This window comes from Micromonospora sp. NPDC018662, from assembly GCF_044391475.1.
Taxonomy (GTDB): Bacteria; Actinomycetota; Actinomycetes; order Mycobacteriales; family Micromonosporaceae; genus Micromonospora.
In genome coordinates, this window is record NZ_JBISAC010000006.1 from 180,831 (window position 1) to 206,013 (window position 25,183).

Consider the following 25,183-nt stretch of genomic DNA (forward strand, 5'->3'; position numbering starts at 1 on the left):
TCCCCCGCCGGTCCGGTGGTGCCCACTGCCGTGTCCGCCATGGTCGATTCCGCTCCCTGGTGTGCCACGCGTGCCTCAGGACAACCCGAGATCGCGGTCGAGAAGGTCGAAGAGCTCCTGGTTGCTGGCCGTCCGCAGCCGGTCGGCCACGTCGGCGCCCGGTTCCGCCGGCTCGTCCGCGCCGAGCCGTTCCAGCAGCCGGTGCAGCCGCATGGTGATCCGCACCCGGCCGAGGTCGTCGCGCTCCCGCAGGGTGAGCGCCTCCTCCAGCCGGTCCAGCTCCTCCACGGTGGGCAGTTCCCGCTCCGAGGACTCGTCGACGAGCTGGGCGCGCAGGTGCTCGGCGAGGGCCTGCGGGGTGGGGTAGTCGAACACCACCGAGCTGGCCGGGGCGAGGCCGGTGAGCCGGGCCAGCCGGCCGCGCAGCTCCACCGCGGTCAGCGAGTCGAACCCGAGGTCCCGGAACGGTCGGTCGGCCTCCAGCGCGTACGGGCTGTCGTGGCCGATCACCTCGGCGGCGGCGGTGCGGATCAGGTCGACCAGCAGCCGGTTCTGCTCGGCGACGGTCAGGTCGGCGAGGCGCTTGCGCAGTTCCGCGAGCGTCTCCGCGCCGTCGGCGTCGGCCGGGTCGGCCCCGGCGGGCGGGGCCGCCACCTCGGGCAGGTCACCGATCAGCGGGCGGGGTCGGGCGGCGGCGAAGACCGGGGCGAAGCGCGCCCAGTCCACGTCGGCCACGGTGAGCACGGTGCCGTCGCCGGAGATCGCGGCGCGCAGCGCGGCCATCGCCGGTTCCCGGTCGAGCAGCGTGACGCCGCGGCGGCTCATCGCGGCGGCGTGGTCGGCGTCGACCATGCCACCGCCGGCCCACGGTCCCCAGTTGACCGACACCACCCGCGCCCGGCCGGCGGGGCGGGACTGCGCCCAGGCGTCCAGGAACGCGTTGGCGGCGGCGTACGCGCCGTGGTCGCCGACGCCCCAGGCGGCGGCGATGGAGGAGAAGTAGACGACCAGCTCCAGCGCCTCCGGGTCGAGCAGCTCGTCGAGGTGGCGGGCGCCGGCGGTCTTGCCGGAGACCACGTCGGCCAGTTCGTCGGTGGTGACCGCGCGCAGCGGGTTGAGCCGGCCGACGCCGGCGGCGTGCACCACCGCCCGGACCGTCTCCCCGTCGGCGCGCAGCCGGTCGACGAGGTCGGCGACGGCGGCGCGGTCGGCCAGGTCGGCGGCGAGCACCCGGGCCTGCGCGCCGAGGTCGGCCAGCTCGGCCACCGTCTCGGCGACGCCGGGCGCGTCCGGGCCACGCCGGCTGACCAGGATCAGCGTGCGGGCGCCGTGCCGGGCGAGCCAGCCGGCGGCGTACCGGCCGATGGCGCCGGTGCCGCCGGTGATGAGCACGGTGTCCGGGCAGGTCCAGGTCGGGGCGTCCGGGCGGGCCGGTTGCGGCGCTCGGGCCAGCCGGCGCAGGTGGATCCCGGCCGGGCGGACCGCGAGCTGGTCCTCGCCGTCGGTGTTGGTCAGCGCCCGCAGCAGGTGGTCCCCGGTCGCGGCGTCGAGGTCGGCCGGCAGGTCGAGCAGGCCACCGGCGTGCGCCGGGTGTTCCAGCGCGGTGACCAGGCCGAGCCCCCAGGTGGTGGCCGCGTCCGGTCGGGTGAGCGGGTCGCCGGGGCCGGTGCTGACGGCCTGCCGGGTGAGCAGCCACAGCGGTCCGGTCGGTGCGACGTCGGTGACGGCCTGGACCAGCGCGAGGTTGCCGGTGAGGCCGGCCGGCACGCCCGGGTACGCCGGGTGCGGGCGCTCGTCCAGCGCCAGCAGCGAGACGATCCGACCGGGCCCGGCCGGCAGGTGCCCGGCCAGCTCGGCGCGGGTCACGGTGGCCGGGTCGACGGTGAGCGTGCGCACCGTCCCGCCGTGCGCGCCGATCAGCTCGGCGATCCGGTCCGCCGGGTCGACCGCGGCGTCGCCGGGCGTCACGAGCAGCCAGTCCCCGGTGGCCGGGCCGGCGGTGAGCTGCCGCCGGGGCCAGGTGATCCGGTAGCGCCAGCCGTCGGCGACCGCGTCGGCCCGTCGGCGCTGGTGCCAGTCGGCGAGCGTGGGCAACTGGTCGCGCAGCGGCCGGTCCGGGTCCACGCCGAACCGGGTCGCGAGGGCGTCGCCGTCGCCGGCGGTGACGACCTGCCAGAACGCGTCGTCGACCGGGTCGGTGGCGGCCGGGGCGGCGACGCCGACCAGTTCGCCGTCGGCGACCGGCCAGTAGCGCTGGTGGCGGAACGGGTAGGTGGGCAGCGCGACCGGGTCGGCGTCGGGCAGCAGCGCCGCCCAGTCCACCGGCGTGCCGTGACAGTGCAGCCGGGCCAGCGCGCCGAGCAGCGTGGCGACCTCGTCCCGGCCGGGGCGTTGCACGCCGGTGACCAGCGGCCCGCCGTCGGGCAGCAGGTCGGCGGCGAGCGCGGTGAGCACCGTGTCCGGGCCGACCTCCAGCAGCGTGCCGACGCCGAGGTCACGCAGGTGGGTGACGGTGTCGCCGAAGCGCACCGCCTCCCGCACGTGCCGGACCCAGTAGTCGGGGGTGCGGATCAGGTCGGCGTCGGCGACGCGACCGGTCAGGTTGGACACCAGCGGCACGACCGGCGCGGCGTAGTCCAGGCCGGCGGCGACGGTGGAGAACTCGGCCAGCATCGGCTCCATCAGCGGGCTGTGGAACGCGTGGCTGACGGTGAGCCGCTTGGTGCGTACGCCGAGGGTGGTGAAGTGGTCGGCGAGCGCGGACAGCGCGTCGTCGGCGCCGGCGACCACGACGGCGGCCGGCCCGTTCACGGCGGCGACGGCGGCCCGGTCGGCGTGCCCGGCGAGCGCGTCGGTCACCTCAGCCTCACCGGCGGCGACGGCGAGCATCCCGCCGCCGGCCGGCAGCGCCTGCATGAGCCGGCCGCGCTGGCCGACCAGCGTGCAGGCGTCCGGCAGGGTGAGCACGCCGGCGACGTGCGCGGCGGTGATCTCGCCGACGGAGTGCCCGGCGACCAGGTCGGGGCGGACGCCCCAGTCGGCGAGCTGCCGGTGCAGCGCGACCTCGACGGCGAACAGCCCGGCCTGGGTGAACACGGTCTGGTCGAGCAGCGCGGCCTCGGCGCTGCCGTCGGGTGCGAAGAGCACGCTCTTCAGCGGGCGGGGCAGGTACGCGTCGAGGTGCTGGCAGACCTCGTCGAGCGTCTCGGCGAACGCGGGTAGCGCCTGGTACAGCTCGCGGCCCATGCCGGCGTGCTGGGCGCCCTGACCGGAGAAGATCATCGCGAGGGTGCCGCCGGGCGCGGCGACGTCCCGCTGCACGGCGGGGTGGCTCTCCCCCGCCGCCAACGCGCGCAGCGCGGCCGACCGGGTGTCCGGGTCGGCGGCCAGCAGCACCGCGCGGTGCCGCAGGTGGGAGCGGGCGGTGGCGAGCGTCCGCGCCACCGCGGCGGCCTCGGTGTCCTCGGCGGTGGCGGCGAGACGGGCGGCCTGCGCGCGCAGGCTCTCGTCGTCGGCGGCGGAGAGCGGCCAGGGCAGCAGCGGCAGTGCCGGCCGGACCGTCGGGTCCGGCTCCGTCGGGGCGTCGTCGGCGGGCGGGGCCGCCTCCAGGACGACGTGGGCGTTGGTGCCGCTGACCCCGAACGCCGACACCGCCGCCCGGCGCGGCCGGTCCGTCTCCGGCCAGGGCCGGGCCTCGGTGAGCAGGGCCACGCCGCCGTCGGACCAGTCGACGTGCGGGGTGGGCTCGTCGACGTGCAGGGTGGGCGGGAGCTGGCCGTGCTGGAGCGCCAGCACCATCTTGATCACACCGGAGACGCCGGCCGCGGCCTGGGTGTGGCCGATGTTCGACTTGACGGAGCCGAGCAGCAGTGGGCGGTCGGCGGGGCGGTCCTGCCCGTACGTGGCGAGCAGCGCCTGCGCCTCGATCGGGTCGCCGAGGCGGGTGCCGGTGCCGTGCCCGTCGACCGCGTCCACGTCGGCCGGGGTGAGCCCGGCGTTCGCGAGGGCCTGCCGGATGACCCGCTGCTGGGCGGGGCCGTTGGGGGCGGTCAGGCCGTTGCTCGCGCCGTCCTGGTTGACCGCGCTGCCGCGCACCACGGCCAGCACCCGGCGGCCGTCGCGGCGGGCGTCGGAGAGTCGTTGCAGCAGCACCAGGCCGGCGCCCTCGCCCCAGCCGGTGCCGTCGGCCGAGCCGGCGAACGACTTGCACCGGCCGTCGGCGGCCAGGCCACGCTGCCGGGCGAACTCCAGGAACGGCCCGGGGGTGGCCATCACGGTGACGCCGCCGGCCATCGCGAGGTCGCACTCGCCGGCCCGCAGCGCCTGCACCGCGAGGTGCAGCGCGACCAGCGACGACGAGCAGGCGGTGTCCACGGTGACGGCGGGGCCCTGCAACCCGAACGTGTAGGACAGCCGGCCGGAGACCACGGCGGCGGCGTTGCCGGTGGCCTGGTAGCCCTCGGTGTCGGCGCGGGCGGCCATCAGCAGCGTGGCGTAGTCCTGCCCGTTGGTGCCGACGAACACGCCGGTGCTGCTCTCCCGCATGTCGGCCGGGGCCAGCCCGGCGCGTTCGAACAGCTCCCACCCGGTCTCCAGCAGCAGCCGCTGCTGCGGGTCCATCACCAGCGCCTCACGCGGTGAGATGCCGAACAGGCCGGCGTCGAAGCCGCCGACGTCGGTGACGAAGCCGCCCTCCCGGGCGTACGAGGTGCCGGGCGTGTCCGGGTCGGGATCGTAGATGGCGTCGAGGTCCCAGCCCCGGTCGGCGGGGAACGGGCCGATCGCGTCGCGGCCCTCGGCGACCAGCCGCCAGAACTCCTCCGGGCTGTCCACGCCGCCCGGGTAGCGGCAGCTCATCGCCACCACGGCGATCGGTTCGTCCAGTGCGGCGACGGCCCGGGTGGGCGTCGGCGCCGCCTCGGTGACGCCGAGGATCCGGTCGGCGAGCCAGCCGGCGAGCAGCGCCGGGGTGGGCCGGTCGAAGACCAGCGTCGCGGGCAGCCGCAGCCCGACCGCCTCGGCGATCCGGTTGCGCATCTCCACCGCGCTGAGCGAGTCGAAGCCGATGTCGCGGAACGGCCGGTCCGCGCCGACCGCCTCGGCGGAGGCGTGCCCGAGCACCGCGGCGGCGTTGCTCCGCACCAGTTCGAGCAGGGCGCGGCGGCGGTCCGGCTCGGCCAGCCCGGCGAGCCGGCCGCGCAGCGGGGACGCCTCGGCCGGCTCGTCGTCGGCGCGGGTGGCGGCGAGCAGGCGGGCCACCTCGGGCAGGTCCTCGATGAGCGGGCGCGGGCGGGCCAGCGCGTACGTCTGGTGGAACCGGTCCCAGGCGATGTCCGCGACGGCGAGCGTGACCTCGTCGGTGGCGAGCGCCCGGGCGAGCACGGCGACGGCCAGGTCGGGGCGCATCGGCCGGACGCCGGAGCGGAACATCTGGTCGGCGGCGCCCTCGGTGTCCATCATGCCGCCGCCGTCCCAGGCGCCCCAGGCCACGGCCGTGGCGGGCCGGCCGCGTCGGCGGCGGTCCTCGGCGAGCGCGTCGAGGAACGCGTTGCCGGCGGCGTAGCCGCCCTGGAGGCCGCCGCCCCAGACGCCCGCGCCGGAGGAGAAGAGCACGAACGCGGCGACGTCGTCGCCGAACGTCCGGTCGAGGTTGACCGCGCCGGCCACCTTGGCGTGCAGGCCGTCGGCGAGCGCGGCCAGGTCGGTGCCGTCGAGCGGGCCGGCGTGCGCGACGCCGGCGGCGTGGAAGACCGCGTCGATCCGGACGTCCTGCCCGGCGAGCCGCTCGACCAGGCCGCGCAGCGAGTCGGGGTCGGCGACGTCGCAGGCGGCCACCGTGACGCGGGCGCCGAGCACGGTCAGCTCCGCCTCCAGTTCGGCCGCGCCGGGTGTGGCGGGACCCTGCCGGCCGGTGAGCACGAGGTGGTCCGCGCCGTCGGTGGCCAGCCAGCGGGCCACGTGGGCGCCGAGCGAGCCGAGTCCGCCGGTGACCAGGACCGTGCCGGCGGGCCGCCAGCCGGTGGCGTCGGGCGGGGTGTCGCCGCCGGCGCGGGCGAGCCGCCGGCCGAACAGCCCGGAGGGGCGGACCGCGAGCTGGTCCTCGTGTCCCACGCCGGCCAGCACGACCGCGAGCCGGCCCCGGGCACGCCGGTCCAGCACGGCCGGCAGGTCGACCAGGCCGCCCCAGCGGTCCGGGTGTTCCAGCGCGGCGACCCGGCCGAGGCCCCAGACCAGGGCCTGCCCGGGGTGGTCGAGCGGGTCGGCCCGGCCGGTGGTGACGGCGCCCCGGGTGGCGCACCACAGCGGCGCGGCGCAGCCGGCGTCGCCGAGCGCCTGGACGAGCGCGAGCGTGCTGGCGAGCCCGGCGGGCACGACCGGGCGGTCCGGGTGGCCGGTCTCGTCCAGCGCGAGCAGGGAGAGCACGCCGGTGAGCGCGTCGGTGTCCAGGCCGGCGAGCTGACCGGCGAGGGTCGCCCGGTCCGGCTCGTCGACGGTGACCGGTACGACGCCGGCACCGGCCTCGCCGAGGGCGGCGACGACCTGACCGACCAGCGGGTCACCGGCGTACGCGGCGGGGGCGACGAGCAGCCAGGTGCCGGTCAGCCGGGCGGCGGTCGCGGCGGTGAGCGGCGTCCAGCGCACCCGGTACCGCCAGGCGTCCACGGTGGACTCGTCGCGGCGGCGTTGCCGCCATCCGGTGAGCAGTGGCAGGGCCTCGCCCAGTGCCCGGGCGTCGCTGCCGTCGACGTCGAGGGTGGCGGCGAGCGCGTCGGCGTCGGCGCGCTCGACGGCGTCCCAGAACTGCCGGTCGGCCTGGTCCTCGACGGCCGCGACGGGGCCGGTGCGGACCGGCGACTCGGGCCAGTAGCGCTGCCGGTGGAACGCGTACGTGGGCAGCGGCACGGGCGCGGCGGCGCTGACGCCGCAGACCGCGGCCCAGTCCACGGCGACGCCGCGGGTGTGCAGTTCGGCGAGCGCGGTGAGGACGCGCGGCCAGCCGCCGGCGTCGCGGCGCAGCGTGTTCACCACGGCGGCGTCGTGCTCGGCGTCGTCGATGGTCTCCTGCATGCCGAAGCTGAGCACCGGGTGCGGGCCGACCTCCAGGAACACCTGGTGGCCGTCGGCGAGGAGGGTCCGCACGGCCTGTTCGAAGTTCACCGTCTGGCGCAGGTTGCGATACCAGTAGTCGGCGTCGAGCGTGGTGGTGTCGGTGGGCCGGCCGGTGAGCGCGGAGTAGAACGGCACCTCGGCGGGGCGGGCGGTGATCCCGGCCAGGCTGGCCAGGAGCCGGTCGGCGACCGGCTCGACGTGCGGCGAGTGGGAGGCGTAGTCGACGTCGAGCGGGCGGACCCGCACGTCGTCGGCGGCGCAGGCGGCGACCAGTTCGGCGAGCGCGTCGGGGTCGCCGGCGACCACCACCGAGCCGGGTCCGTTGACCACCGCCAGGCAGAGCCGGCCGGGCCAGCGGTCGAGCATCCGTTCGACCCGTTCGGCGGGCAGGCCGACGGAGGCCATGCCGCCCCGGCCGGCGATGTCGGCGAGCACCTGGCTGCGCAGCGCGACGATCCGGGCGGCGTCCTCGAGGGAGAGCGCGCCGGCGACGCAGGCGGCGGCGATCTCGCCCTGGGAGTGCCCGACCACGGCCCCGGGCCGGACGCCGAGGGAGCGCCAGAGCCGGGCCAGGGAGACCATGACGGCCCAGAGCGCGGGCTGGACGACGCCGGAGGCGACCAGCGGCGGCGCGCCGTCGGCGCCGCGCAGCACGTCGGTCAGCGACCAGTCGACCCAGGGCGCGAGGACGGCTTCGCACTCGGCGATGGACGCGGCGAAGACGGGCGAGGTGTCCAGCAGGTCGACGGCCATGCCGGGCCAGTGGCCGCCGTGGCCGGAGAAGACGAAGACGGGCGCCGGGTTGCGCAGCGCGGTGCCGGTGACCACGGTGGGCACGGTCTCGCCGTCGGCCAGCGCGGTGAGGCCGCGGGTCAGGTCGTCGGCGTCCCGGCCGAGCACGACGGCGCGGTGCGGGAAGGACGCCCGGCTGCTGGTCAGCGCGTGGGCCACCTCGGCGGGTGCGAACTCGGGGTACGCGGCGAGGTGGGCGCGCAGCCGGACCGCCTGCTCGGGCAGCGCGGCCCGGTCGGCGGCGGAGAGCGCGAGCGGGATCACGCCGGCGTCGACGGCGGCGCCGGGCCGGAACTCGGCCGGGGCGGCCGGCGCGGGGGCGTGTTCCAGGATGACGTGGGCGTTGGTGCCGGAGATGCCGAACGACGACACCGCCGCGCGGCGGGGCCGGTCCCGGTCGGGCCAGGGCGTCGGGGCGGTCGCGAGGGTGATCGCGCCGGCGGTCCAGTCGACGTGTGGGGACGGTTCGTCCACGTGCAGCGTCGGGGGGACGATGCCGTGCCGCATGGCGAGGACCATCTTGATGATCCCGGCGACGCCGGCGGCGGCCTGGGTGTGGCCGATGTTCGACTTGACCGAGCCGAGCAGCAGCGGCGTCTCGCGGTCCTGCCCGTACGTGGCGAGCAACGCCTGCGCCTCGATCGGGTCGCCGAGCGTGGTGCCGGTGCCGTGCGCCTCGACCGCGTCCACGTCGGCGGTGCTCAGCCGCGCGTTGGCGAGGGCCTGCCGGATGACGCGCTGCTGCGACGGGCCGTTCGGCGCGGTGAGGCCGTTGGAGGCGCCGTCCTGGTTGACCGCGCTGCCGCGCACCACGGCCAGGATGCGGCGGCCCTCGCGTTGCGCGTCGGCGAGTCGCTGCACCAGCAGCACGCCGGTGCCCTCGCCCCAGCCGGTGCCGTCGGCGGACGCGGCGAACGACTTGCAGCGGCCGTCCGGGGACAGGCCCCGCTGCCGGGAGAACTCGATGAACGTGCCCGGCGTCGCCATCACCGTCACCCCACCGGCCAGCGCCAGGTCGCATTCCCCGGACCGCAGCGCCTGCACCGCCAGGTGCAGCGCCACCAGCGACGACGAGCAGGCGGTGTCGACGGTGACGGCGGGGCCTTCCAGCCCGAACGAGTACGCGACGCGGCCGGACAGCACGCTGGCGGAGGTGCCGGTGCCGATGTAGCCCTCGACCTCGGCGGGCATCTCCATCAGGCGGGACGCGTAGTCGTGGTACATGACGCCGGCGAACACGCCGGTCCGGGAGCCGCGCAGCGTGGCCGGGTCGAGGCCGGCGGATTCGAACGCCTCCCACGACGTCTCCAGCAGCAGCCGCTGCTGCGGGTCCATGGCGAGCGCCTCGCGCGGTGAGATGCCGAAGAAACCGCTGTCGAACTCGGGGGCGCCGTAGAGGAAGCCGCCGTGCCGGGTGTAGGAGGTGCCGCTGCGGTCCGGGTCCGGGTCGAACAGCGACTCCAGGTCCCAGCCCCGGTCGGCGGGGAACTCGGAGATGCCGTCCCCACCGGCGGCCAGCAGCTCCCAGAGCTGCTCCGGGTTCTCCACCCCGCCGGGATAGCGGCACGCCATGCCGACGATCGCCACCGGCTCGTCCAGGCCGGTCGTGGTGACCGCCTCCGGGGCGCCGATGGTGTCGGTGCGGGCGCCGGCCAGTTCGGCGTACACCTGGCCGGCGAGGATCTGCGGCGTCGGGTAGTCGAAGACCAGCGTGGACGGCAGCCGCAGGCCGGTGGCGGCGTTGACCCGGTTGCGCAGGTCCACCGCGGTCAGCGAGTCGAAGCCCAGCTCGCGGAACGCCCGGTCGGCCGGCACCGCGTCCGCGCCGCCGTGCCCGAGCACCTGCGCGACCAGGCCACGCACCAGCGCGTCGATCTGGTCGCGGGCCTCCTGCGGGTCGAGGCCGGCGAGGCGGTCGGCCCAGTTGCCCCGGCCGGCCTGGCGGCGGGTGGTGACCGGGCCGAGCAGCGCCCGCAGCAGGGACGGCACCCGGCCGCCGACGATCTGGGCCCGCATCGCGGGTACGTCGATGACGGCCGGCACGAGCGTGGCCCGCCCGGCGGTCAGCGCGGTGTCGAACAGTTCCAGGCCGAGGGCGGGGCTCATGGCGCCGAGGCCGGCGCGGGTGGAGCGGGCCCGGTCGACGTCGGACTGGGACGCGGCCATGCCCTCGGTGTCCCACATGCCCCAGGCCAGGCTGACCGCCGGCAGGCCGTCCTGCCGCCGGTACGCGGCCAGCGCGTCGAGCACGCCGTTCGCGGCGGCGTACGCGGCCTGGCCGGGCGAGCCGAGCACACCCGCCACGGACGAGAAGAGCACGAACAGGTCCAGGTCGAGATCACGGGTGGCCTCGTGCAACCACCACCCGGCGGTCACCTTCGGCGCGAGCACGTTCGCCAACCGCTCCGGGCTGATCGACGACACCACACCGTCGTCCAGCACCCCGGCCGTATGCACGACGCCCGCCAACCGGCCGGGCACGCCGGCGACCAGCCCGGCGACCTGATCACGATCGGTCACGTCACACGCCACCACCGACACCGACGCGCCCCGGGCGGACAACCGGTCGACGAGCGCGTCCGCGCCCGGCGCGGCCGGCCCCTGCCGCGACACCAACACCAGCGAGCGCACCCCGTGCCCGGTGACCAGATGCTCGGCCACCAGCGCACCGAGCGAGCCGGTGCCGCCGGTGACCAGCACCGTGCCGGCACCGACACCGTCCCGCGCCGCCGCGTCACCGCCGGTGCCGGCGCTGCCGTCGGTCGCCGGCACGAGTGCGGCGCGGACCAGGCGCGGCGTCAACACGACGTCGCCGCGCACCGCCACCTGCCCACCCGTCACCGGCAGGTCGCCGAGCACCCCGGCCAGCACCGACATCACACCGGCGTCCACGTCCCGATCCAGATCGGCCAGCACGATCCGCTCCGGATGCTCCGACTGCGCCGACCGCAGCAGACCCCAGACAGCCGCACCCGCCAGATCGGTGACCCGATCCCCATCCGACGCCGCCACCGCACCCCGCGTCACCACCACCAACCGCGACTCGGCGAGCGACTCCGCCGCCAACCACGCCTGCACCACCGCCAACACATCCGACGCCACCACCCGCACCGCGTCGGGCACGTCCGCGTCGAACGACCCGACCACCGGCAACACCAGCGTGCGCGGCACGCCCTCCCCCGCGTCGACCACCGCCGGCACATCCGGATACGACGGCAGCCCGTCGACGGACGCGCCCAGCACCGCCCAGCCGGCGAGGTCGTCCCCGGCCGGCACCGGCTCCGGCTGCCAGGACACCTCGAACAGGGACCGGGCCGCCGCACCCGGCGCGGTCAGGCCCGTCATCTCGCGCAGCACCAGGGAGTCCACCGACACGACCGGCGCGCCGGCGTCGTCGGCGGCGACCAGCCGCACCGCGCCGCCGTCACGGGACAGCCGGACCCGCAGCGCGGTCGCGCCGACGGCGTGCACCTGCACGCCCTCGAACGCGAACGGCACGCGGGGGCCCCCGCCGTCGGCGGCGAGCAGCAGGCCGATCGGGTGCAGCGCGGCGTCCAGCAACGCCGGGTGCACCGCGAAGCCGGTGCCGGTGACCTCCTCGGGGAGCGCGACCTCGGCGTACACCTCGCCGTCGCCGGCCCAGGCCCGACGCAGGCCCCGGAACGCCGGCCCGTACGCCAGGCCGTGCTCGGCCAGCGTGTCGTACCAGCCGTCCAGGTCGACCTCGGTGGCGGTGGTCGGCGGCCAGGCCGGCAGGCCGGGCTCGTCGGCGACGGCCGGTTCGAGCACGCCCTCGGCGTGCCGCACCCAGCCGGCCTCCGGGTCGTCCTCGGCCTGGGCGTGCACGGTCACCGCGCGGGCGCCCGCCTCGTCGGCCGGGCCGACCCGCACCTGCACCCGGACGCCACCGGCGGCGGGCAGCACCAGCGGCGCGGCGATGGCCAGCTCGCGCAGCCGGGACACGCCGACCTCGTCGCCGGCCCGGACCACCAGCTCGACCAGCGCGGCGCCGGGCAGCACCACCACGTCGCCGACCGTGTGGTCGGCCAGCCAGCCGTGGGTGCCGGTGGACAGCCGGCCGGTGAGCAGCACCATGTCCTCGCCGGCCACCGAGACGGCGGCGCCGAGCAGCGGGTGCCCGGCCGCGCCGAGGCCGGCGCCGGAGACGTCGGCGAGCCGGCCGACCGGCTCCAGCCAGTACCGTTCGTGCTGGAAGGCGTACGTGGGCAGGTCGACCGGGCGGGCGCCGGCGTCGGCGAGCAGGGCGTCCCAGTCGACGGTCAGGCCGGTGGTGTGCAGCCGGGCCAGCGCCTCCAGCACGGCGCGGGGTTCGGGGCGGTCCTTGCGTACCAGCGGCACCAGCACGGCCGCCGGGTCGGCGAGGGCGCCCTCGGCCATGGCGGTGAGCACGCCGCTGGGCCCGAGTTCGACGTACGTGCCGACGCCGGCCTCGGCGAGCCGGTCCACCGCGTCGGCGAAGCGCACCGCCTCGCGGACGTGCCGCACCCAGTAGTCGGCGGTGGTGATCTCGTCGGGCTCGGCGATCCGGCCGGTCAGGTTCGACACGATCGGCACGGTGGGCGGGGCGTAGTCGAGGCCGGCGGCGACCGCGGCGAACTCGGCGAGCATCGGTTCCATCAGCGCGCTGTGGAACGCGTGGCTGACCCGCAGCCGGTGGGTGGGCGTACCCCGGTCGGTCCAGTGCGCGGCGAGCGCGTCGATCGCCTCGGCCTCGCCGGAGACCACCACGGCGGCGGGCCCGTTGACGGCGGCGATGCCGGCCTGCCCGGCGACGTCGGCCAGCGACGCGGTCACGTCCGCCTCGCCGGCGGCCACGGCGAGCATGGCGCCGCCGGTGGGCAGCGCCTGCATGAGCCGGCCCCGCGCGGCGACCAGCCGCGCGGCGTGTGCCAGCGACAGCACGCCGGCGACGTGCGCGGCGGCCAGTTCGCCGATGGAGTGGCCGACGAGGTAGTCCGGGGTCAGCCCGAACGAGCGGGCCAGGCGGTGCAGCGCCACCTCGACGGCGAACAGGCCGGCCTGGGTGAACTGGGTCTGGTCCAGCAGGTCGCCGGCGCCGAACAGCACCGGCTTCAGCGGCTGCGGCAGCAGCGGGTCCAGGTGCGCGCAGACCTCGTCCAACGCGGCGGCGAAGACGGGGAACGCGTCGTACAGGTCGCGGCCCATGCCGGCGCGTTGCGCGCCCTGCCCGGAGAAGAGGAACGCCACCCGGCCGCGCGGCCCGACGGCGCCGGTGACCACGGTCGGGGTGGGTTCGCCGTCGGCGAGCCCGCGCAGCCCGGCGAGCAGCTCGTCGCGGTCGGCGGCGAGCACCACGGCCCGCGCGTCCAGGCCGGCGCGGCGCCGTGAGGCGGCGGCCCAGTCGACCGGCCGGGCGTCGGCGGTCACGTGGTCGGCCCAGCGACGGGCCTGCGTGGCGAGCGCCTCGGGGTCGCGGGCGGAGAGCAGCACCGGCGCCAGCGGCGGCGGCGTGCCGGGCGTGGGCCCGGTCTCCTCGACCGCCGGTGGTTGCTCGACGATGACGTGGGCGTTGGTGCCGGAGATGCCGAACGACGACACCGCCGCCCGCCGCGGCCGGTCCGACTCCGGCCAGGGCCGCGCCTCGGTCAGCAGCTCCACCGCGCCGACCGACCAGTCGATGTGCGGGGACGGTTCGTCCACGTGCAGCGTGCGGGGCAGCACGCCGTGCCGCATCGCCTGGACCATCTTGATGATGCCGGCGGCGCCGGCCGCCGCCTGGGTGTGGCCCAGGTTCGACTTCACCGAGCCGAGCCACAGCGGGTCCCGGCCGTCGCGGTCCTGCCCGTAGGTGGCGAGCAGCGCCTGCGCCTCGATCGGGTCACCCAGCGTGGTGCCGGTGCCGTGCGCCTCGACCACGTCCACGTCGGCCGGCGACAGCCGCGCGTTCGCGAGGGCCTGCCGGATGACCCGTTCCTGGCTGGGGCCGTTGGGGGTGGTCAGGCCGCTGCTGGCGCCGTCCTGGTTGACCGCGCTGCCCCGGATGACGCCGTGGATGCGCCGGCCGTCGCGTTGCGCGTCGGAGAGGCGTTGCAGCAGCAGCATGCCGACGCCCTCGGCCCAGCCGGTGCCGTCGGCGGACGCGGCGAACGACTTGCACCGCCCGTCGGCGGCCAGGCCGCGCTGGCGGGAGAACTCGGCGAAGACGCCGGGCGTGGAGAGCACGGTGACGCCACCGGCGAGCGCCAGGTCGCAGTCGCGTTGGCGCAGCGCCTGCACGGCGAGGTGCACGGCGACCAGCGACGAGGAGCAGGCGGTGTCGATGGTGACGGCGGGGCCTTCCAGCCCGAACGTGTACGCGACCCGCCCGGAGACCACGCTGCCGGAGTTGCCGGTGCCGAGGTAGCCCTCCACGCCCTCCGGCAGGTCCAGCACCCGGGAGGCGTAGTCGTGGTACATCACCCCGGCGAACACACCGGTCCGGCTGCCGCGCAGCCGGTGCGCGTCCAGCCCGGCGGACTCGAACGCCTCCCAGGTGCTCTCCAGCAGCAGCCGCTGCTGCGGGTCCATGGCGAGCGCCTCGCGCGGCGAGATGCCGAAGAAGGCCGGGTCGAACGCGGTGGCCTCGTAGAGGAAGCCGCCCTTGTCGGTGTAGGACGTGCCCGGGTTGTCCGGGTCGACGGAGAAGAGCCGCTCCAGGTCCCAGCCCCGGTCGGTCGGGAAGTCCCCCACCCCGTCGCGGCCGTCGGCGACGAGCTGCCACAGCTCGTCCGGGCCGTGCACGCCGCCCGGGTAGCGGCAGGCCATGCCCACGATGGCCATCGGCTCGCGGTCCTTGGCCTCCACCTCGCGTACGCGCCGCCGCGCCTCGCGCAGGTCGGTGGTGGCGCGGCGGAGGTAGTCGAGGAACTCTGCCTCAGTGGGCATCGGGGCGCTCCGTATCGGGATCAGAGGTCCGGGGCATCTCAGGCGGTTCCGAGTTCGTCGTCGAGGAGGTGGAACAGTTCCTCGGCGCTGGCGGAGCTGAGGTTGCCGTCGCCCGCACCGGGGTCGTCGGCGCCGCCGTCGGCGTACGTCCAGAGCGAGAGCAGTTCGCGCAGCCGGACGGCGACGGCGGCGCGGTCGGTGTCGTCGTCGGCGATGGCGCGCATCGCGGTCTCCAGCTTGTTCAGCTCGCCGAGCACGGACAGCGCGGAGGTGCTCCGCTCGGCGAGCAGCGCGCCGCGCAGGTGCGTGACCATCGCGGCGGTGGTGGGCCGGTCGTAGATCAGCGTCGACGGCAGGCGCAGCCCGGTGGCGGCGCTGAGCCGGTTGCGGAACTCCACCGCGGTCAGCGAGTCGAAGCCCAGCTCGACGAAGCCCTTCTCCTCGTCCACGTCGCGGATCGAGGCGTAGCCGAGCACCGCCGCCGCGTGCGTGCGGACCAGGTCGGAGAGCACCCGGTCGCGGTCCGCCTCGGCGGTGGCGGCGAGCGTGTCGCGCAGCGCCGCCGCCGTGTCGCCGGTCGGGTTCGCGGCCGGACCGGCGGTGGTGCGCACCAGGCCGTGCAGCAGCCGGGGCAGCGCCGGGCCGAGCCGGCCGAGCACCGCGTGGTCCAGGCTGACCGGCGCGATCGCCGGCTCGTCGTGGCGCAGTCCCTCGCTGAACAGCGCCATGCCCTCGTCCGGGCCGAGCGGCCGGAAGCCGGCCCGGCTCATCCGTTGCTCGTCGACGTGGCCCTGCGGGCCGCCGGGCTCGGCCGGGTTGGCCCACGGTCCCCACGCCATGGACGTGACGGTGAGGCCGCGCGCCCGGCGGTGGTGGGCGAGCCCGTCGAGGAACGCGTTCGCGGCGGCGTGGTTGGCCTGGCCGGGCCCGCCGAACAGGCCGGCGGAGGAGGAGAACAGCACGAACGCGGCGAGGTCCAGCTTCTCGGTCAGCTCGTGCAGGTGCCAGGCGGCGTCCACCTTGGGCGTGAGGACGGTGTCGAACCGGGCCGGCGTGAGCGCGGGCAGCACGCCGTCGTCGAGGACGCCGGCGGCGTGCACCACGCCGACCAGCGGCCGGTCGGCGGGGATCTCGTCGAGCAGCACGGCGAGCGCGTCCCGGTCGCTGACGTCGGCGGCGACGACCTGCGCGGCGGCGCCGAGCGCGGTCAGCTCGGCGACCAGGTCGGCCGCGCCGGGCGCGTCCGGGCCGCTGCGGCTGACCAGCAGCAGGCGCGGCACGCCGTGCCGGGTGACCAGGTGCCGCGCGACGAGGCGGCCGAGCGCGCCGGTCGCGCCGGTGACCAGCACGGTGCCGGCGGACAGCTCCGGCTCGGGCCGCTCCGGCGGCGGGCCCAGACGGACCAGCCGGGGTACCCGGATCTGGCCGGCGCGCAGCGCAAGCTGCGGTTCGCCGGTGCCGAGCGCGGCCGGCAGCGCCACCGAGGAGCGGGGGTCGTCGTCGAGGTCGAGCAGCACGAACCGGCCCGGGTTCTCGGACTGGGCGGAACGGATCAGCCCCCACGCCGCGGCGGCCGGCAGGTCGGCCGGCCGGTCGCCGGGTTCGGCGCGGACCGCGCCCCGGGTGACCACGACCAGCGGCGTCCCGGCGAGCGGTTCACGGGTGAGCCAGTCCTGCGCCAGCGCCAACGTCTCGTGGGTGAGCAGGTGCGCGGCGCGGGCCGGGTCGGGTTCGTCGGCGCGCTGCCCGACGACGGTGGCGATCACCGCGTCGGGCCGGGCCGCGCCGCCGGTCACGGCCGTCACCAGGTCGTCCAGGTCCCGGTACGCCTCGACGCCGGGCCACTCGTCGGCGTCGCCGAGCACGGCGAGGCGGGACGGGCGGCTGCCGCCCGGCTCGGGGCTGATCCAGTCGAGTCGGTGCAGCGAGCGGGCGGCGGCCCGGCGGGCGGTGTCGAGCTGGTCGGCGCTGATCGGCCGCAGCACGAGCGCGTCGAGCGAGGCGACCGGCATCCCACCGGTGTCGGTGACGGTGGCGGCGACCGCGCCCTCGGTGGGGGTGAGCCGGACCCGCAGTTCCCGGGCCCGGGTGGGTTGGATCGCGAGCCCGGTCCAGGAGAACGGCAGGCCCGGTCCGGCGGCCGAGGGCGCGCCCGTCGCGGCTGCACCGCTCGCGGATCCGACCGGGTCCGGTCCGGCGGTGGCGGTCGGGGCCGTGGTGGCGCGGTGGAGCGCGTCGGCGCCGATGGCGTGCAGCGCGGCGTCGAGCAGTGCCGGGTGCAGCGTGAACGGGTCGGCGGGCGCGTCGGTGTCGAGCGACACCTCGGCGAGGAGGTCGTCGCCGCTGCGCCAGGCGGCCCGCAGCGCCTGGAACGTCGGGCCGTAGCCGTAGCCCTGCGCGGTGAGGTGCGGGTAGAGCGCGTCCAGGGGGATCGGCTCGGCGTCGGCGGGCGGCCAGGCGCCGCCGGTGGCCACGGTGACCGGGCGGGTGGGGGCGAGCAGGCCGGTGGCGTGCCGCTGCCAGGTGCGGCCGGTGCCCGGCGTGTCGCCGCCGTCGTCGAGGTGGGAGTGGATGGTGACCGGCCGGCAGCCGTCGTCGTCGACGGCGCCGACGCGGACCCGCAGGTCGACGCCGCCGGTGGGCGGGACGACGAGTGGCGCTTCCAGGACCAGTTCGGTGACGTGGGCGGTGTCGACGGCGCGTCCGCTCCAGGACGCCAGCTCCACCAGGGCGGTGCCGGGGAGCAGGACGGTGCCGAGCACGGCGTGGTCGGCCAGCCAGGGGTGGGTGGCCAGGGTGAGCCGGCCGGTGAACAGCAGGCCCTCGTCGCCGGGCAGGTCGGCCACGGCGTGCAGCAGGGGGTGGTCGACGGCGTCGAGACCGGCGGCGGGCAGTCCGGCCGGACCGGAGCCGCCGCGCGCCAGCCAGTACCGGTCCCGCGCGAACGGGTAGGTGGGCAGGTCGATCGTCTCGGTCGGGGTGAGCACGGTGTTCAGGTCGACGGGCAGGCCGATGGTGTGGGCGGTCGCGAGGCTGGTCAGCAGCCGGGTCGGGTCGTCGTCGCCGCGTCGCAGGGTGGACAGCGTGTGCCCCGCCGTGTCGGTGTCGTCGAGGATCGCGGTCACCGGCATGGTCAGCACCGGATGCGCCGACACCTCCACGAACGTGGTGTGCCCGGCCGCGAGCGCGGTGCGTACCGCCTGCTCGAACCGCACCGGCTGCCGCAGGTTCGTGTACCAGTAATCCCCGTCCATGCTCTCGGGGTCGGCCCAGTCCCCGGTCACCGTCGACACCATCCGGGTGTGACCCGCCTGCGGGGCCAGCCCGGCCAGGTCGGCCAGCATCCGGTCGCGGATCTGCTCCACGCCCGGGTTGTGGGAGGCGTAGTTGAACGGCACCGGCTTCGCCCGCACCCCCTCGCCCTGCCACCGCTCCCGCAAGTCGGCGAGCGTCTCGGGAGGACCGGACACCACCACATGACCCGGACCGTTGAGCACCGCCACCACCGTGCCGGCGATCCCCTCGATCCGCGCCTCCACCTCGTCGACCGGCAGATCCACCGCCAACATCCCGCCCGAACCCGCGAGGGTGGACAACGCCCGGGCCCGCAGGATCACCGCCTTCGCCGCGTCCTCCAACGAGAGCACCCCGGCCACACACGCGGCGGCCATCTCCCCCTGCGAATGCCCGATCACCAGCGACGGCTCCACCCCGGCAGCCCGCCACACCGCCGCCAAACACACCCCCACCGCGAACAACACCGGCTGCAGGATCTCGACCTTGTCGAGCCAGGCGTCGTCGGCACCGGTCAACACCGACACCAGGTCCACGTCCAGGAACGGGGCGAACGCCCGCTGACACTCCGCCAGCCGCGCGTCGAACGGCGCACACCGGCCCACCAGACCGGCCGCCATCCGCACCGACTGACCACCCTGACCCGGAAACACGAACACCGGACCCGGCCCGTGCTCGACGCTCATACCGGTCACGACATTCGCCGCCGGCACCCCGGACGCCAACGCGTCCAGGCCGGCCAGCAGGTCGTCGCGGTCGGCGCCGACGATCGCGGCGCGCTGGTCGAGCGTGGCGCGGGTAGTGGCGAGCGACCAGGCCACGGCGGCGGGCTCGTGCTGCGGGTGCTCCCGGACGTGCCGGGCGAGCCGTTCCGCCTGGCTGGTCAGCGCCGCGGTCGAGCGGGCGGAGAGCGGCCAGAGCACCACGTCGGTCCGGACCAACGCGGGCGCGTCGGGCTGCTCGGTGACCACCTGCGTGTCGGCCTGCTCGATGACCACGTGGGCGTTGGTGCCGGAGATCCCGAACGACGACACCGCCGCCCGACGCGGCCGGTCCACCACCGGCCACGCCCGCGCCTCGGTCACCAGCTCGACCGCGCCGGCCGACCAGTCGATGTGCGGCGACGGCTCGTCCACGTGCAGCGTGGCCGGCACGGTCGCGTGGCGCATCGCGAGGATCATCTTGATCACGCCGGCCACACCGGCGGCGGCCTGCGCGTGGCCCATGTTCGACTTGATCGACCCGAGCAGCAGCGGCGTCTCGCGGTCCTGCCCGTACGTGGCGAGCAACGCCTGCGCCTCGATCGGGTCACCCAACGTGGTGCCGGTGCCGTGCGCCTCCACCACGTCCACGTCCGACGTGGACAGCCCCGCGTCCGCCAACGCCGCCCGGATCACCCGCTGCTGCGACGGACCGTTCGGCGCGGTCAGGCCGTTCGACGCGCCGTCGGAGTTGACGGCCGAACCGCGGACCAGCGCGAGCACCCGGTGGCCGTGCCGGCGGGCGTCGGAGAGCCGTTCCACCAGCAACATGCCGACGCCCTCGGACCAGCCGGTGCCGTCGGCGGCGGCGGCGAACGACTTGCACCGGCCGTCGGCGGCCAGCCCGCCCTGGCGGGAGAACTCGGCGAACGTGTCCGGGGTGGCCATCACCGCGACCCCGCCGGCCAGTGCCAGGTCGCACTCCCCCCGGCGCAGCGACTCCCCGGCCAGGTGCAGCGCGACAAGCGACGACGAGCAGGCGGTGTCCACGGTGACGGCCGGCCCTTCGAGGCCGAGCGTGTACGCGACCCGTCCGGAGATGACGCTGTGCGCCCCGCCGGTCATCAGGTAGCCCTCGGTGCCCTCCGGCACCTCGGTCAGCCCGGTGCCGTAGCCGGAGGTGGACGCGCCGACGAACACCCCGGTACGGCTGCCGGCCAGGCCGGTCGGGTCCACGCCGGCCCGTTCCAGCACCTCCCAGGCGGCCTCCAGGGTGAGCCGCTGCTGCGGGTCCATGGCGAGCGCCTCGCGGGGCGAGATGCCGAAGAAGGCCGGGTCGAAGCCGGTCGCCTCGGGCAGGAACCCGCCGGCCGGCGTGTAGCCGCTGTCGGGCGCCGGCACGGCCCAGCCCCGGTCGGTGGGGAAGCTGCCGATCGCGTCGACGCCGTCGGCCACGAGGCGCCACAGCTCCTGCGGGCCGTCCACGCCGCCCGGGTAGCGGCAGGCCATGCCGACGACCGCGATCGGCTCGTCCGCGCCGGCGGTGACGGTCGGTACGGCCGGCGCGGCGTCGTCCGCGCCGAACGCGGTGACCCGCAGGTGCCGGGCCAGCTCGGCCGGGGTGGGGTGGTCGAAGACCAGCGTGGACGGCAGCCGCAGGCCGGTGGCCTCGTTCAGCCGGGTCCGCAGGTCCACCGCGGTCAGCGAGTCGAAGCCGAGATCCTTGAACGGCCGACCGCGCAGGTCGTCGGCGGTGGCGTGGCCGAGGACCCGGGCGGTCTGCTCGTCGACCAGCCGCAGCAGCTCCCGTTCCTGCTCGGCCTCGGGCCGGCCGGCCAGGTGACGCAGCGCCTCGGTGACGCCGGCCGGTGCGGCGGCGTCCTGCGCCGCCTCGGCCTCGGCCAGCGCGCGGACCTGCGGCAGTTCGGACAGCAGCGGGCTGGGCCGGGTGAGCGTGAACGCCGGGTGGAACCGGCTCCAGTCGACGTCGGCGACGGTGACGCCGGCGGTGGGCCGGTCCAGCGCCCGGTCCAGCGCGACCAGGGCCCGCGCCGGGTCGATGGTGGGCAGACCCATCCGGTGCAGCTGCTCGGTGGCGGCGTTCTTGGCGGCCATGCCGTCGGCGCCGCCCCACGCGGTCCAGGCCACGGCGGTGGCGGTGAGCCCCCGGTCGCGGCGGTGCACGGCGAGCGCGTCGAGCAGCGAGTTGCCCGCGCCGTACGCGCACTGCCCGGCGCTGCCCCAGGTGCCGGAGACGGAGGAGAAGAGCAGGAACGCGGTGAGCGGACGGTCGGCGAGGCACTCGTCGAGGTGCAGCGCGCCGAGCACCTTGCCGGCGACGACGTGCGCGAACTCGTCGAGCGTGGTGGCGGTCAGCGGGGTGAGCTGGTCGGTGCCGGCGGCGTGCACCACCGCGGTCAGGTCCGGCAGCGAGTCGAGTAGCGCGGCGACCGCCGTACGGTCGGTCATGTCGCAGGCGGCGGCGGTGACCCGCCCGTCGGTGCCGTGCTCGGCGAGCAGCGGGGCCAGGCCGGGCGTGTCGGCGCCGCGCCGGCCGGCCAGGACGACCCGCCGGGCCCCCCGGTCCAGCAGCCAGCGGGTGACGTGTCCACCGAGCGCGCCGGTGCCGCCGGTGACCAGGACGGTGGCGTCGGCCCACCGGTCGCCGGCCGGCCGCTCCGGCGCGGGGGCGGGGACGAGCCGTCGGCCCCAGACGCCGCCGGCGCGGACCGCGACCTGGTCCTCGTCGCTGCCGCCGGCGAGCACCGCGGCGAGGCGGCGGCGGACGGCGTCGTCGGGCACGGCCGGCAGGTCGATCAGGCCACCCCACCGGTGCGGCTGCTCCACGGCGGCGGCCCGGCCGAGGCCCCAGACCAGGTTCTGCACCGGGTCGGTGAGCCGGTCGGCCGGCCCGGCCTTGACCGCGCCGCTGGTCAAGCACCAGACGGGGGCGGTGAGGTCGAGGTCGGTCAGCGCCTGGAGCAGCACCAGCGTGGTGGCGGCGGCGAGGCTGACGCCGGGGTGCTCGGGCAGCAGCCGGTCCTGCCCGGCGACCAGGTGCAGCACGCCGGCCACCGGCGCGTCACCGATCGCGGCGCGCAGCCGGCCGGCGAGCGCGGCGCGGTCCAGGTCGTCGGCGCCGAGGCGTAGCACTGTCGCGTCGTCGACGAGCGCGGGCAGGTCGTCGGCCCAGCCGGGAGGGGCGTCCGTGGGCAGCAGCACCAGCCAGCGGCCCGCCGGCCGGTTCCCCTCGGCGACCGCTACCGGTTGCCACCGCACCTGGTACGACCAGCCGTCCACCACGGACCGGTCGTGCCGGCCGCGACGCCAGGCGGAGAGCACGGGCAGCGCGGGCCGCAGCGCCTCCACCGGGTCACCGCCGGCGGCGGCGCCGAGCTGGTCGCGTAGCGCGTCGACGTCGGCGCGTTCCACGGCGGCCCAGAACTCCGCGTCCGCGCCGCTTTCCCCGGTGGCGGGCGCGGCGGCCGGCGGCTCGGGCCAGAACCGCTGGCGGTGGAACGCGTACCCGGGCAGCCGGACCCGGTCCGGGTGGGTGCCGGCGAACAGCTCCCGCCAGCCGACCGGGACGCCGGCGACGTGCAGCTCGGCGAGCGCGGTGAGCAGCGCCTCCGGTTCCGGCCGGTCCCGTCGCTGCAGCGCCACGGCGGTGGCGTCCGGGCCGGTCAGCTCCCGGGTCAGGGCGGTCAGCACACCGCTGGGCCCGACCTCGAGGAACGTGCCGGCGCCGAGTACGCGCAGCCGGGTCACGCCGTCGGCGAAGCGGACCGTCTCCCGGACGTGCCGCACCCAGTACGCCGGGGTGCGGATCTCGTCCGGGTCGACCGGCTCGCCGGTCAGGTTGGACACGATCGGCAGCGTCGGGGCGTGCCGCTCCAGCCGTTCGACCACTGCGGCGAACGCGGCGAGCATCGGCTCCATCAGCGGGCTGTGGAACGCGTGGCTGACGGTGAGGCGCTTGGTGCGTACTCCCTGGGTGGCGGCGCGGCGCTCGACCTCGGTGATCGCGTCGGCGGCGCCGGAGACCACGACGGCGGCCGGCCCGTTGACGGCGGCGACGCCGATCGGGCCGTCGACGCCGGCGAGGAGCGCCTCGACGTCGGCGGGCGCGGCGGCGACGGAGAGCATCGCGCCGCCGGCGGGCAACTCCTGCATGAGCCGCCCGCGCGCGGCGACCAGCGTGGCGGCGTCGGCGAGGCTGAACACGCCGGCCACGTGCGCGGCGACCACCTCGCCGATGGAGTGTCCGGCCAGCAGGTCCGGCCGCACGCCCCACGAGTCCAGCAGCCGGCACAGGGCCACCTCGACGGCGAACAGCGCGGCCTGGGTGTACTCGGTCCGGTCGAGCAGCGCGGCGTCGGCGGTGCCGGGTTCGGCGGCGAGGATCGGCCCCAGCGGGCGGGGCAGGTGCCTGTCGAGTTCGCGGCAGACCTCGGCGAGCGCGTCCGCGTACGCGGGGAACGCGGCGGCCAGTTCCCGGCCCATTCCGGCCCGCTGCGCGCCCTGCCCGCTGAACAGGAACGCGAGCTGCCCGCCGCGCGGGCCGGCGCCGGTGACCAGGCCGGACGCGGTGTCGCCGGCGGCGAGGGCACGCAGCCCGTCGGCCAGCGCGTCGCGGTCCGGCGCGAGGACGACGGCCCGGTGGTCGAGCGCGCCCCGGGTGGTGGCCGACGACCAGCCGATGTCGGTGACGGGGGCGTCGTCGGTGGCCAGCCAGTCGGCCCAGCGGGCGCCCTGGGCGGCCAGCCCGGCGGCGTCGCGCGCGGAGAGCAGCACCGGCACCAGGCCGGCGGCCACCACCGGCGCGGGACCGGTCACCGACGCGGCGTCCGTGGAGGTGGCGGCGGCGGGCTCGGCGTCCGGGGTCGCCGCGGCGGCGGTGGCCGGCTCCGACGGCGGCGGGGCCTCCTCGACGATCACGTGGGCGTTGGTGCCGCTCATCCCGAACGAGGACACACCGGCCCGGCGGGGCTGCTCCCCCGGCGGCCAGGGCAGCGGCTCGCTCAGCAGCGACACCGCGCCGGCGGACCAGTCGACGTGCGGGGTGGGCGCGTCCACGTGCAGCGTGGCCGGCAGCCGGTCGTGGCGCAGCGCCATGACCATCTTGATCACACCGGCGACGCCGGCGGCGGCCTGGGTGTGGCCGATGTTCGACTTCACCGACCCGAGCCGCAGCGGGCGGTCGGCCGGCCGGCCCTGCCCGTACGTGGCGAGCAGCGCGGTGGCCTCGATCGGGTCACCGAGGTTGGTGCCGGTGCCGTGCGCCTCCACGGCGTCGACCTGCTCCGGGGCGAGCCGGGCGCTGGCCAGCGCCTGGAGCACCACCCGTTGCTGGGAGGGGCCGTTGGGGGCGGTGAGCCCGTTGGACGCGCCGTCCTGGTTGACCGCGCTGCCCCGGATCACCGCGAGCACCGGGTGACCGTTGCGGCGGGCGTCGGAGAGCCGTTCCAGCAGCAGCACGCCGACGCCCTCACCCCAGGCGGTGCCGTCGGCGGCGGCGGCGAACGCCTTGACCCGCCCGTCGGCGGCCAGCCCGCGCTGGCGGCTGAACCCGACGAACGCGGCCGGGGTGGACATGACGGTGGCGCCGCCGGCGAGCGCGAGCGTGCACTCCCCCTGCCGCAGCGCCTGGCCGGCGAGGTGCATCGCGACAAGCGACGACGAGCAGGCGGTGTCGACGGAGACGGCCGGTCCCTCGATGCCCAGCACGTACGAGATGCGGCCGGAGACGACGCTGGCGGCGGTGCCGGTGAGCACGTACCCCTCGACGCCGGGCGGTGGGGTCTGGAGCAGGGCGGCGTAGTCCTGACCGGTGGTGCTGGCGAACACGCCGACCTGGTGGCCGCGCAGCGTCGCCGGGTCGATGCCGGCGTGCTCGAACGCCTCCCACGACGTCTCCAGCAGCAGCCGCTGCTGCGGGTCCATGCCGAGCGCCTCGCGGGGCGAGATGCCGAAGAAGCCGGCGTCGAACTCGGTGGCCGAGTCGAGGAAGCCGCCCTCACCGACGTAGGAGGTGCCGGGGTGGTCGGGGTCCGGGTGGATGAGCCGTTCCAGGTCCCAGCCACGGTCGGTGGGGAACGCCGAGACCGCGTCGGTGCCGCTGTCGACCAGCCGCCACAGGTCCTCCGGGGAGCGCACCCCGCCGGGGAACCGGCAGCCGATGCCGACGACGGCGATGGGCTCGCGGTGCGCGGCCTCCAGCTCGCCGAGCTTCCGCCGGGTCTGGTGCAGGTCGGCGGTCATCCATTTCAGATATTCCCGGAGGGTGTCCTCAGTCGCCATCAGCGCCACCTTTTCGGGCCGGAACAACAGGCGACCCAATACCGTTCGGCCGATCACGAATTGCGTTGACCGGCGCCCAC

The 25,183-nt window shown here is 76.7% G+C and carries 2 protein-coding genes; both read right to left on the bottom strand.

Features of this window, described 5'->3' with window-relative positions; all coding sequences use genetic code 11:
* Window positions 1-75: 75 nt before the first annotated feature.
* Entirely contained in the window at window positions 76-14,808 is a 14,733-nt protein-coding gene (locus ACH495_RS19405) for a type I polyketide synthase (protein WP_396859123.1), read from the bottom strand.
* Window positions 14,809-14,846: 38 nt separating this feature from the next.
* Window positions 14,847-25,103: a type I polyketide synthase gene (locus ACH495_RS19410; protein ID WP_396859124.1), complete on the bottom strand. Its 10,257-nt coding sequence runs from the start codon at window positions 25,101-25,103 to the stop codon at window positions 14,847-14,849.
* Window positions 25,104-25,183: the final 80 nt, after the last annotated feature.